The organism is Clostridium zhoujianii, from assembly GCF_051590805.1.
Lineage (GTDB): Bacteria > Bacillota > Clostridia > Clostridiales > Clostridiaceae > Clostridium.
Genome location: NZ_JBPUTF010000001.1, coordinates 1,421,364 through 1,434,261, shown reverse-complemented (window position 1 = coordinate 1,434,261; position 12,898 = coordinate 1,421,364). Strand labels below are relative to the sequence as shown.

Here is a 12,898-nt window from a genome sequence, read left to right as displayed (position 1 = left end):
AGTTGTTACATAATAATATATAATGTAACATGCAATACCAATAAAATGATAAGAGGTACACATGAGTGAAAAAACATATAAAAAAAATTGTATTAGCTCTATTAATAAGTACTACCGTTCTAATAAATAATGAAAAAATAATAAAGGCATATACCGATATTAAGTTTAGAAATATATCCAGTAGAGATGGACTATCACAAACCACTGTAGAGACAATAATACAAGATAGGAAAGGTTATATTTGGATTGGGACAAACGATGGCTTAAACAGATATAACGGATATAATTACAAGGTTTATAGAAAAGAGAAAGACTCAGACAAATCCCTAATTAATAACTATATTATAGCATTGCAAGAGGATAAGAATGGGAATGTGTGGGTTGGTACTTCAGATGGAATATCTTTAATATCAAGTGAAGGTAAAATAATTAAAAACTATAATAGTGAAGAGGATGGAGGTAATTTATCTAGCTCTAGTATATGTGAAATATTAGTTACTGAAGAAAATAAAATATATGTAGCTACTTCTGATGGAATTAATGTATATAATGAAAATCTAGATAAATTTGAAAGAATATTTGGTGGAAAAGATGATTTAACAGATCAACTGATTTATTCAATTACCTTTGATGAAAATAATAATCTTTGGGTTGGGACAGAGAGTGGACTAAATAAAATATCTTTAGAAAATAATACTGTAGAAAAGATATATTTAAATGACCTGGATAGGAGCTTGGAACAGGATTCTGTTTATAAAGTATATAACAATAAAGATGGTTATTTGTGGCTTGGGACTAATAATTCGGGTGCAATAAAATTTAATATTGAAACTATGGAAGTTAAAACATATCAGAATGATGCTAATGATCCCAATTCAATACCAAGCAATAATGTGAAGAATTTTCTAAGAGATTCTAAGGGGAAACTTTGGATATGTACTGGGAATGGACTAGCTAAGTACAAAAGTAAAAAAGATAATTTTATTAATTATAACAATAAGGTTTATGATAAATCTAGCTTAGTAGATAATAATACTTTCACTGCAATTGAAGATAAAAATGGTCTTATTTGGCTTGGAACTTATGGTGGGATTAGTATATTTGATCCGGTTAATAAAATTAGGAAATATAGTACAGATCCATTTAATAATGATGCAATTAATGATAATATGATTGGTGGAATTTACGAAGATACTGATGGATCTCTATGGATTGGAACAAATACTAAAGGTTTAAATATTATAGAGGATGGAACCGAAAAGTTTACATATATAAATACAGATAATTCCTCCCTTAGTAATAATTCAATAAATGACATTACAGGTGATGATAAAGATATTTTTATTGGTACTAATAATGGTTTAAATATATTTAATAAGGTAACTAAAGAAATTAAAATTATATCTGAAGAAGAGGGATTAACTTCAAATAAAGTAAAAAATCTTTATTATGATGATTTAGGATATTTAATTATAGGTACATCAAAGGGCTTCAATGTTTTAGATCTAGCAACAAATGAAATTACTAATATCACACCTTATTTAGATAAAGTATCTGGTGATGAAAAGTATAGTGGTGCTATTTTTAAAGACAGTGAATCAAATTACTGGTTAGGTGGCTTTATAAAAGCTGGATTATATAAACTTAATCCAAGGGATAATACAGTAATTAATTATGTGCATGATAAAAATAACCCAAATTCAATAAGTGATAACTCTATAAGAGCAATTAATGAAGATGGGAATGGCAATATATGGGTTGGGACGAGCTTTGGATTAAATAAATTAGATAAAAAAACTAATCATTTCGAATCATATACAGTAGAGAATGGACTACCTAATAACACTATCTATGGAATTTTATTTGACGATGATAATAATCCTTGGGTAAGTACTAATTATGGGTTATCCAAGTTTGATAGAAGAGAAAATAAATTCATCAACTTAAATATGACTGATGGGTTACAAAGTAATGAATTTAATGGGGAATCATATTATAAAACTAAAGATGGTGAATTTCTTTTTGGAGGAATAAACGGGTTAAACGCATTTTATCCTAATGATCTAATAAGAGAAGAAAATACCCCAGATGTTGTTTTCGACACATTTAAGGTTAATGGTATAGAAGTAGATAACATTAATGGAGAAGGTTTTAGAAATAATAATAACAATATAAGCTTTAGAGTTTTCTTACCAGATTACAAGAATACTGAAAGTATTAGATATTATTATAAGTTAGAAGATAAAAACGATGACTGGCAACTAATGGATACTAATGAAATAACATTTAGTAATTTATCATCAGGAAGCTACACTCTAAGCGTAAAAGCTCGTAATAGTATTGGAGCAATGAGTGAGGAAAATACAATTACTTTTTCAATTGATCGGCCAATCTGGGCTAGCAACGTTGCTATATTAATATATATTATGTTCATATTTATAGTTATTTTTCACCAGAAAAATAAGGTTAAAAAACTTGATTCACTAGTTGCAGTGAAAACTAAGGAATTAAGGGTGGAAATGAAAAAAAATGATAAACTTTTAAATAAGGTTATTAATCTTGAGAGAAACAAGAATAACTACTTTATTAACTTATCCCATGAACTTAGGACTCCTTTAAATGTATTATCTTCTACAGAACAGTTAATAAGTGAACTTAATAAAAGCGAGAGTGGTATTTCTAGAGAAAAAATTGCTAATTACATGGATGTAGAAAGACGAAACATTAAAAGACTACTTAACCTAATTAATAATATAATAGATTCCTCAAAAATAGAAAACGGTAATTACAATCTTATTTTAGATAAACATGATATTGTATATGTAGTTGAAGAGGCAGCTCTTACTATGAAGAATTATATAGAGAATAAGGGGATTACATTAATAATTGATCCGGAAGTTGAGGAGAAGTATATTTTATGTGATGCCAGTGAAATTGAAAGATGCATAGTTAATCTTGTTAGTAATGCAAGCAATCATACACCTTATGGTGGAGAGATTATAGTCACAATTAAGGACTTAGTAAATTCTGTTTGTATTAAAGTTAAAGATACTGGTATTGGTATTGATCCATCAAATCATAAGAATATCTTTAATAGATTTAATCAAGTAGCAGATGGGCATTCAGAGCCTAAAGGAGGAAGCGGTTTAGGATTAACTATAACCAAGCATTTAATAGATCTACATGGGGGTAGTATTTACGTAGAAAGTGAAATCAATAAAGGAAGTACATTTATTATAAATTTACCTGTAAATAATAAAATATAATGCATAAGCCTATGATAAATTCATAGGCTTTTTAGATATAATTAAATATTACATCTATCATTATATTAAAAATTTGCTCCATTCCATCCCCAAGTATCTACCTCTTCAAACTTAATATAAATTGATTTTGGAGGAATATTTAGTTTTTCCTTATAAAGTTCGCAGATATCTGCAGTAACTTTCTTCATTGAATCTTCGGTTACTCTCCCGAACAACTTAACTTCTACAAATGCTCCATATTTCAATTTCTCACCTTTAAAGTATAGTGAGTAGTTATCTTGAAAACCAAGCATAAGAAATTTTTCAGATTTACCTGGAATTTCATTTACTATTTTACCAAGTTCAATTTTCAAATTCTCTTTCTCAATATCCGAAAGAGCAATGGTAACTTTAGAATCAATGTATGGCATAAGCATCATCCTTTCATTTCATTCGTACTTATAATAATATATAGATTTTATTCAAATATGTTAAAAGATAGATCATATTTATCTAAACTGCTAATTTGTTCTTGATATAAAGACAGTTGTAGTTTATAATGTACTCATAGGAAAAACAATTGTATTTGAATTATAGACATCAAAAGGGGGACACACAAATGAAAAAACTATCATTAAAAAATCCATCATTACTTATGAGGATTATTATTGCACTTATTTTAGGAATAACAATTGGGATTATTTCTAAAAGTACTGATATTCTATTTCCTGTAAGGATATTAGCAACATTTAGTAGCCTATTTGGAAACTTTTTAAATTTTATTATTCCATTTATTATAATTGGCTTTATTGTACCTGGTATAGCATCACTTGGACAAAAGTCAGGAAAGGTATTAATAATAACTACATTTTTTTCATATACGTCAACAATTATTGCTGGTTTTGTAGCATTCTTGGCAGGAAAAACAATACTAACTAAACTTATTAAAGCTGCATCTTTATCTGATGGAACAGACTTATCTATAGAACCATATTTCACTGTAGAAATACCTGCAATGATGGGAGTTATGACTGCTCTAGTATTTGCATTCTTACTTGGAATTGGTATTTCTAAAATAAAAAATAGCCAATTAATGAAGGTGGCTGAAGAGTTTAATGATATTATAGCAATGGTAGTTAAAAATGTACTAATTCCTTTAGTACCAATCTACATAGGTGCAATATTTTCAAAACTCACTTTAAGTGGTGAGATATTTACAACTATGAAATCTTTCGCAAGGGTATATGTAGTTCTGTTTGCCTTACAATTCTCATATATAGCAATACAATTTACTATTGCTGGATTATTAAAAAATGAGAATCCGTTAAAACTTATAAAAAATATGCTGCCAGCCTACTTTACTGCTGTAGGTACACAATCTTCTGCAGCAACTATACCAGTTACCCTTAACTGTACTAAGAATAATAATGTTAAAGAAGAAGTAGCAGACTTTGTAATACCACTATGCGCCACAATTCACCTAGCCGGTGATACAATTACTTTAGTATTAACTTCTATGGGGGTAATGCTAATGAATGGACAAACTCCAACCTTTGCCATGATGATGCCATTTATACTAATGCTTGGTGTTACAATGGTAGCGGCGCCAGGGGTACCAGGTGGAGGAGTTATGTCAGCTTTAGGTTTACTTCAAAGTATGTTAGGCTTTGGACAACTAGAAAGTTCAATTATGATAGCCCTTCATGCAGCACAAGATAGTTTTGGTACTGCCACTAATGTTACAACTGATGGGGCTATAGCTATTATGGTGGAAAAGGTAATCCATTGTGATGATGAATTTATAGATAATGAAATTAAGGAAAGTGCATAAATTATTAAACAAAAAAGGTTGAGATATCAGCCTTTTTTGTTATAAACTAGGATGGTATCATTATTTGATTTTTGTTAAGTTAACGCTACAACTTATTGTAGTGTTTTTTTATTTATCCCTATTATGATAAAAAATATATTATAAGACAATATATTTTTTGGAGGACTAAAAAATGGCATTAACATACTTACAATAAAAGGTTTAGCAGTTAGGAGAGATCTTACTTGCTACATTTTTTTATAACAATATTAACGATTTATTTACAATATACTATACAAGATTCAAATTAACTAGTCAGAATATATTAGATAAGCTTTTAAAATGGGGAACGTTTTTAATCGAATCCCATGTAAATAAACGGTAATATAGAAGTGGACCCCAAATAATAGATGTGGAGGTTTTAGTATGAAAAAAGTATTATTATCAACAGCGATTTTAGGGAGCTTAATTTTAGGGATGATAGCACCTGTAACAGCAAACGCAGCTATTTTTAGAGATCAAACAATTTATATAACATGTCTAAATAAATATTGTCCATCAAAAGGTGCTCCGGCTCCTTATGATGATACTGGCGCTTGGTATAAATGTAGATTATGTGGTTATAGGATAATGAGATAAAAATAAAATAGATAAATATGAAGTTATATAGAGTATAATGTGTAGGTACTGAAACTTGTATAAAATAAGAAAGCAAAAAAGAGGTAGTGAGTAGATAAATTTCTACTTGCTACCTCTTTGGCATTTCATAAGCAAATAAGTCATTTCATACATAAAATCACTATATAAAAAAATAAAGGGTAATTTCATGATGGAAAAAGGTCGTTTTATACAGTTTGGCAAAATATGTAATAATATATGCTAAAATTTAATTGGGCCCAAAAATAGATGTGGAGGTCTTAGTATGAAAAAGAAAGTATCATTAATGTTAGTTGTTTTATCAATAATAGCAATAGGTTCAAGCACCTTTTCAGGATTAACTGTAAGTGCTAAAACAATTCAACCAGTTCAATTAGAGGAAAAAGAATTAAATACCATAAACCCTTATAGTAAATCAGCGAGGGACTATTATTTAACTATGACTTTTAGAGGATATACATGGCTGTCAGGTCAAATTATTGGTTTTGGTAGTGGATATGTTAATAGTGGAGAGCCAGTTAAGTGTTTACAAAGTATGCTAAATTATTTAATTGGTGCAGGCTTAGATGTAGATGGAAGTTATGGATATGCAAGCCGTGATGCTTTAAGGAATTTTCAATCAAAATATGGGCTACAAGTTGATGGATATGCAGGTCCGGCGACTTATCAAAAACTTGGGCAATTGATATTCGGATAGAGTATAGAAGATAATATTGTAAATAATAAAGCTAGTAGAAATTAACCTACTAGCTTTTTATATTTATAGGAGTATTGGAATAGCTACTAAAAATATAGCCACAATACTTAATTTCAATATTAAATTAACTTGTAAAAAGCTTTTCTTCAAATAATCACCTTATGGTTATTATTGAAAATTATTGCTAAAATTATATAATTATAGTAATAAATAAGAGGGGTGGAGTATATATGCCAGCAATAGTTACAATTATTGAGCCAAATATTACAAAAGAAGAAAATGAGGCTAATTTAGAAGAAATCAAGAAAGTATTAGCTGAGATAGCAATGAAAGAATATAATTGCAAGTCGGTACACGTAAATATTCATAAAAAAGACTAGGATATATTATATCATCCTAGTCTTTTTTTCAACGTCAAAAATTCGTCAAAAATACAATTACTTTTAAACACTTTTTATTCTATTTGCGTTATAGTATAATATCTATAAAGCCTTATTTTAACAGGCTTTATCATTTTAAATACTAAAGCGAGGAATTATATTATGCTAACACCCATGATGAGACAATACGTTGAAATTAAAGATAGATATGAAGACTGTATTCTTTTTTATAGAGTAGGAGACTTCTATGAAATGTTTTTTGAAGATGCTAAGGAAGCATCAAGAGCTCTAGAGCTAGTACTAACTGGTAAAGATTGTGGTCTTGAAGAGAGAGCCCCTATGTGTGGAATCCCATATCATGCAGCAGCTGCCTATATTCCAAGACTTATAGCAAAGGGATATAAAGTTGCAATATGTGAGCAGGTAGAAGATCCTGCAACTGCAAAGGGTTTAGTAAAAAGAGATGTTATTAAAGTAATAACACCTGGTACATATATAGATACTAATTCAACAGCAGAAAATCTAAACACTTACTTAGTTGCAATATACGAAGATGGAAACAAAATTGGTGTTGCTTCAACGGATATTAGTACAGGAGAATTTAAAACAACTTCATTTACAAATTTAAAGACAACTCTTTTAGATGAACTATCAAAAATTAACCCAAAAGAAGTTATTATTGATGAAAAAATGTCAGAGGAGCTTATAAGTGAGATACATAGTTATACTAATGCACTAATTACAAAGAAGCCTATTCAATCTTTTATGGTTTCAGAAAGTGAATTAATAGAACAATTCTCAGAAGCAGAAGTTGCTGGTTTAGATGAAACATCAAAGGAAGCTTCAAAGATACTACTTAAATACATATTTGATACTCAAAAGATGAGCCTAACTAATATAAACTTCTTGGAAAAATACGATATAATTAATTTTATGACTATTGATGGAAACTCAAGAAGAAATTTAGAGCTTACAGAAAGTATTAGAGAAAAAAGTAAAAAAGGTTCTCTTTTATGGGTTCTTGATAAGACTGCTACCTCTATGGGTGGAAGGTCACTGAGAAGGTGGATAGATGAACCACTTATTATAAAGGATGAGATAGAAAAGAGGTTAGAGGGTGTAGAAGAACTATATAATAATGTTTCTTTTAATGAGGATTTAAGATCTGCTCTTAAAGAAATATATGATATAGAAAGAATAGTAGGTAAGATATCATCAGGTAATGTTAATGGTAAAGATATGGTGTCACTAAGAGGATCCTTAGATAAGATTCCTGGTATAAAGGCTCAGTTAGGTAAATGTGATTCTGCAATACTTAGGGACTATTTTAATGACTTAGATGAGCTTATAGATATAAGAGATATGCTATATGATGGTATAATTGATGATCCTTCTATGACTATAAAGGAAGGTAACATAATAAAAGAAGGATACAATGAAGAAGTAGATGAGTTAAGAACAGCTAAACTTCACGGTAAAGAATGGATCGCCTCATTAGAAAGTAGTGAAAGAGAAGTAACTGGGATTAAATCCTTAAAGGTAGGATACAATAAAGTTTTTGGTTACTATATAGAAATATCAAAGGCAAACTATGGATCTATTCCAGAGGGGAGATATATAAGAAAACAAACTTTATCAAATGCAGAAAGATATATAACTTCTGAACTTAAGGAAATGGAAGAAAAAATCCTAGGTGCAGAAGAGAAGTTGGTTAAACTAGAATATGATTTATTTGTTGATATAAGAAATAAGGTTGAAAGTCAAATTGCTAGATTAAAAAAGAGTGCAAGAATAATTGGTAACTTAGATTCTCTATCTACTTTATCTTTAATAGCTCTTGAAAATGACTATATAAAACCATCAATAAATGAAGAGGGGATTATTAATATAGTAGATGGAAGACATCCAGTAGTTGAAAAAGTAATAAATAAAGGAGATTTTGTATCTAATAATACAGTACTTAATGGAGATGAAAATCAACTATTATTAATTACAGGGCCTAATATGGCAGGTAAGTCTACTTATATGAGACAAGTAGCTCTTATAACACTTATGGCACAAATGGGATCCTTCGTTCCAGCTAAGAAGGCTAATATTTCAGTATGTGATAAGATCTTTACAAGAATTGGAGCATCTGATGACCTAGCTGGTGGTAAGTCTACATTCATGGTAGAAATGTGGGAAGTATCAAATATCCTAAAAAATGCTACTTCAAAGAGTTTAGTTCTTTTAGATGAGGTAGGACGTGGTACTTCAACTTATGATGGTTTAAGTATAGCTTGGTCTGTTATTGAGCATATAGCAAAAAATGAGAACTTAAAGTGTAAAACTCTATTTGCTACACACTATCATGAATTAACTAAGCTTGAGGGGACAATTAAGGGAGTTAAAAATTACTCTGTAGCTGTTAAGGAGATAGATAATAATGTTATATTCCTAAGAAAGATAGTAGAAGGAGGAGCTGACCAATCATATGGTATTGAGGTTGCGAAGCTTGCAGGACTTCCTACATCTGTTATATCTAGAGCTAAAGAGATACTAGAAGGATTAGAAGGTGATGCTAGAATAGAGATTAATCATAAGCCTCATTTAGAAGGTGAAATAGCAATAACTGATAATTCAGAGGAAGTTGAATTACTAAGAAAAGAAATTAGTAGAATAAAAAATGAAAAAGAGAAGACAGATAGAGAGATAATAAGAGTTAATGATGAGTTGAAACAAGTAAAAATTAATAAGGATAAAGCTATAAGTGAAAAAGATAATATGCAAATTGATTTTGTTTATATGGAGAAAGAGGCTTTACTCAAGGAATTATCTAATTGTGATGTTATGAACATGACACCAATGGATGCAATGAATACTCTATATAAATTAATAAAGGATGCAAAGAGATTTGAATAAGGAGGGTTAAGTTTTGAAAAGAATTAACCTACTTGATGAGAATACATCAAATAAAATTGCTGCTGGAGAGGTTGTTGAAAGACCATCTTCAGTAGTTAAGGAATTAATAGAAAATAGTATAGATGCAAATGCTAAGAATATTACTATAGAGATAGAAGAGGGTGGAGTATCCCTAATTAGAATAATTGATGATGGAGATGGAATACATCCAGAGGATATAAAGAAAGCATTCTTGCCTCATGCTACTAGTAAGATAAAGAAATCAGAAGATATTTTCCAAATTAATACTCTTGGCTTTAGAGGGGAAGCTCTTCCATCTATTGCTGCTGTAGGTAAGGTAAATATTAAATCAAGAACTGAGTCAGAAGACTTTGGTAGAGAGCTTATAATAGAAGGTGGCGAGATAAAGGATTTTAAAGAATGTGGTGTAAATAAAGGAACTACTTTAGAAGTAAGAGATATCTTTTACAATGTGCCAGCAAGAAAGAAATTCTTAAAAAGCCTTTCAAGGGAAGGAGCTATTATAAGTGATATTATAAATAGAATAGCCATAGCAAATCCTAACATAAGTTTTAAGCTGTATAATTCAGGCAAAAAAGTATTACAAACCTATGGAAATGGAAATCTTAAAGATGTATTAAGAACTGTATATGGTAAAACAATAAGTGAAAGTCTTATTTACTTTGAAAAGGCAGATGATATAGTTACTCTTTATGGATATATAGGAAAGGAAGATATAGCTAGAGGATCAAGAAATAATCAAAGTATTTTTGTGAATGGGAGATATATAAAACATAAAACAATTGTAGCTGCTGTAGAAAATGCTTTTAAATCTTTCAGTACAGTTAATAAGTTCCCTTTCTTCACACTATTTATTGAGGTCTATCCAGAACTTGTTGATGTAAATATTCACCCAACAAAGGCAGAGATAAAATTTACAGATGATAGAATGATATTTAAAAGGGTATTTGATACAGTACACGAAGCTTTAAAGAAAGATGTTTTTAGTACATTCCAAATTCCAGAGGAGAATGAAGTTGTTTATAAAGGTGAAGAGGTAGAAGAAATAAAACTTGATATTAATCCTATCTTCCATGAAGAAGTTTCAATGCAATCCTTTGAAGATAGAACACGATTGGATTTATCGAATACGGACAGGTTCAAAGTTGATATACCAGTAGATCTTAAAAGTAAAGCAATTATGGATGAAGATCCAATAGTAATTAAAGAGGATAAACTTAGCTACTCTTTATCAGACTGTAAAGAATCTAGTATAAATCAACATACTGTAAATTCTAACAATATAAATAACTCTGATAGTTTAAATTATCAAGGAGAAAAGGAAGCTTCTGTAACAATAGAAAAAGAAGCTAAGTTTCCTCCTCTAAAAATAATTGGCCAGTTTAATAGAACTTATATAATAGGAGAATATAATGAAGTTCTTTATATGATAGATCAACATGCAGCTCATGAAAAGATTCTATTTGAAAAATATTTAAAAAATATTGAAGAAGGTAGCCTTGTGGTGCAACCCCTACTTATTCCAACTGTAATAGATTTAACTATAGATGATTATGCAAGTTATGAAGAAAATGAAGATATATTTAGAAATGCTGGATTTAATCTGGAAGAGTTTGGTGGTAATACACTAGCATTAAAGGAAGTTCCGTACTTCCTAGGAAGACTAGATCCAAAAGGGTTATTTTTAAGTATATTAGATAACCTTAAATCATTAGGCACAGGAAAAACAACAGAAATTAAATATAATAAAATTGCTACTATGGCATGTAAAGCAGCTGTTAAAGGAAATGATAGTTTATCAGAATTAGAAATGATAAAATTAATTGATGAATTAAGATATATTAATGATCCTTTCCACTGTCCACATGGCAGACCAACGATTATTAAATTTAGTAATTATGATTTAGAAAAAAGATTTAGAAGAATTGTTTAAGAAATGGTGAATTAAATGAAAAATAAAATACTAGTTTTAGGTGGTCCTACAGCAGTAGGTAAGACAGAACTTTCTATAGAACTTGCTAAAAGGTTAAATGGAGAGATAATATCAGCTGATTCAATGCAAATATATAAATATATGGATATTGGTTCAGCGAAGGTTACAGAAGAGGAAATGAGGGGTATAAAGCATCATATGATAGATGTTATTGATCCTAAGGAGCCTTTCTCTGTTTCAGATTTTAAAGATGGTGGAAGCAAAGCGATAAATGAAATAATTCAAAAGGCTAAACTACCAATGATTGTAGGTGGTACGGGATTATATATTAATTCCCTTACTTGTAATATGAATTTTTCAGAAACAGAAAAGGAGGATAGTTATAGAATAGAGCTGGAAGCTCTTGCAGAAGAAAAAGGTAATGAGTTTATACATGAGATGCTTAAAGATATTGATCCTCAAAGTTACAAAGATATTCACCCGAACAACAGGAAGAGGGTAATAAGAGCTTTAGAAGTATATAAAATTACTAGTAAGCCATTTAGCTCATATAACGCTGGTGAAGAATTTTATAAAAGTGATTACGATATACATTACTTTGTACTTACTATGGACAGAGAGAAGCTATATGATAGGATAAATCGCAGAGTAGACATAATGATGGAAAAAGGTCTATTAGAAGAATGTATAAAACTAAAGGAAATGGGATATACTTCCTCTATGCAATCAATGCAGGGAATAGGATATAAAGAAATACTTTATTATCTAGAAGGCTTAATTACCTTAGAAGATGCTGTTAATATGATAAAACAAGGTTCTAGAAATTATGCAAAACGTCAATTAACATGGTTTAGGAGAGATCCGAGAGTTAGGTTTTTAGATAAGGATAAAATAACCGATTCTGAAATAATTAAGCAAATTATGGATGACATTAATTAGAAAGAGGTTTATAATTAATGTAACCTAAAATACTATGGAGGTGCCTCTATGAATAAACAACAAAACAACTTGCAAGATATATTCTTAAATAGTGCCAGAAAGAATAAAATACCTGTAGTTATATATTTAACTAATGGATTTCAATTAAAAGGAATAGTAAAAGGATTTGATTCTTTCACAGTTGTATTAGATCAAGAAGGTAAGCAAATGCTTGTATATAAACATGCAATTACTACAGTTACTCCAGCTAAACCAATTCTATTTACTAACAAAGAATTTGAAGATGAAGTATAATAAAAAGATGAAGGCTTGGCT

Annotated in this window: 10 protein-coding genes; 9 read left to right on the top strand and 1 reads right to left on the bottom strand. The window is 29.6% G+C overall.

What is annotated here, in order from left to right; genetic code table 11:
- The first annotated feature begins 65 nt into the window (after positions 1-65).
- Positions 66-3,266 carry a ligand-binding sensor domain-containing protein gene (locus ACSYT2_RS06765; protein WP_438384278.1) on the top strand — a complete coding sequence of 1,067 codons (3,201 nt, stop codon included), beginning with the start codon at positions 66-68 and terminating at the stop codon, positions 3,264-3,266.
- A 65-nt stretch (positions 3,267-3,331) separates the two neighbouring features.
- On the opposite strand, the gene ACSYT2_RS06760 is transcribed toward ACSYT2_RS06765, so the two are convergent.
- On the bottom strand, positions 3,332-3,676 hold the full coding sequence (locus ACSYT2_RS06760) for a phenylpyruvate tautomerase MIF-related protein (protein WP_430856419.1): 345 nt from the start codon (positions 3,674-3,676) through the stop codon (positions 3,332-3,334).
- A gap of 188 nt (positions 3,677-3,864) precedes the next feature.
- On the opposite strand from ACSYT2_RS06760, the gene ACSYT2_RS06755 reads away from it, so the two are divergent.
- From ACSYT2_RS06755 to hfq, 8 genes are all read left to right on the top strand, one after another.
- Positions 3,865-5,076, top strand: coding sequence for a dicarboxylate/amino acid:cation symporter (locus ACSYT2_RS06755; RefSeq protein ID WP_438384276.1), 1,212 nt, complete (start codon positions 3,865-3,867; stop codon positions 5,074-5,076).
- 405 nt (positions 5,077-5,481) lie between these two features.
- Positions 5,482-5,694 carry a hypothetical protein gene (locus ACSYT2_RS06750; protein ID WP_438384275.1) on the top strand — a complete coding sequence of 71 codons (213 nt, stop codon included), beginning with the start codon at positions 5,482-5,484 and terminating at the stop codon, positions 5,692-5,694.
- 283 nt (positions 5,695-5,977) lie between these two features.
- Positions 5,978-6,409, top strand: a complete 432-nt coding sequence (locus ACSYT2_RS06745) for a peptidoglycan-binding domain-containing protein (RefSeq protein ID WP_430856416.1) — start codon at positions 5,978-5,980, stop codon at positions 6,407-6,409.
- Between the two features lie 230 nt (positions 6,410-6,639).
- A complete protein-coding gene (locus ACSYT2_RS06740) occupies positions 6,640-6,789 on the top strand; it encodes a hypothetical protein (RefSeq protein WP_430856415.1) in 150 nt (49 codons plus the stop codon).
- Between the two features lie 159 nt (positions 6,790-6,948).
- Positions 6,949-9,690 carry a DNA mismatch repair protein MutS gene (mutS, locus tag ACSYT2_RS06735; protein WP_430856697.1) on the top strand — a complete coding sequence of 914 codons (2,742 nt, stop codon included), beginning with the start codon at positions 6,949-6,951 and terminating at the stop codon, positions 9,688-9,690.
- A gap of 13 nt (positions 9,691-9,703) precedes the next feature.
- Positions 9,704-11,644: a DNA mismatch repair endonuclease MutL gene (mutL, locus tag ACSYT2_RS06730; RefSeq protein WP_430856414.1), complete on the top strand. Its 1,941-nt coding sequence runs from the start codon at positions 9,704-9,706 to the stop codon at positions 11,642-11,644.
- Between the two features lie 15 nt (positions 11,645-11,659).
- Positions 11,660-12,583, top strand: a complete 924-nt coding sequence (gene miaA, locus ACSYT2_RS06725) for a tRNA (adenosine(37)-N6)-dimethylallyltransferase MiaA (protein WP_430856413.1) — start codon at positions 11,660-11,662, stop codon at positions 12,581-12,583.
- A gap of 48 nt (positions 12,584-12,631) precedes the next feature.
- Entirely contained in the window at positions 12,632-12,877 is a 246-nt protein-coding gene (hfq, locus tag ACSYT2_RS06720) for an RNA chaperone Hfq (protein WP_430856412.1), read from the top strand.
- The last annotated feature ends 21 nt before the right edge of the window (positions 12,878-12,898 follow it).

Coding starts and splice junctions, on each gene's coding strand:
- ACSYT2_RS06760 (WP_430856419.1), bottom strand. CDS start 3,676: ATGCCATACATTGATTCTAAAGTTACCATTGCTCTTTCGGATATTGAG.
- ACSYT2_RS06755 (WP_438384276.1), top strand. CDS start 3,865: ATGAAAAAACTATCATTAAAAAATCCATCATTACTTATGAGGATTATT.
- ACSYT2_RS06750 (WP_438384275.1), top strand. CDS start 5,482: ATGAAAAAAGTATTATTATCAACAGCGATTTTAGGGAGCTTAATTTTA.
- ACSYT2_RS06745 (WP_430856416.1), top strand. CDS start 5,978: ATGAAAAAGAAAGTATCATTAATGTTAGTTGTTTTATCAATAATAGCA.
- ACSYT2_RS06740 (WP_430856415.1), top strand. CDS start 6,640: ATGCCAGCAATAGTTACAATTATTGAGCCAAATATTACAAAAGAAGAA.
- miaA (WP_430856413.1), top strand. CDS start 11,660: ATGAAAAATAAAATACTAGTTTTAGGTGGTCCTACAGCAGTAGGTAAG.
- hfq (WP_430856412.1), top strand. CDS start 12,632: ATGAATAAACAACAAAACAACTTGCAAGATATATTCTTAAATAGTGCC.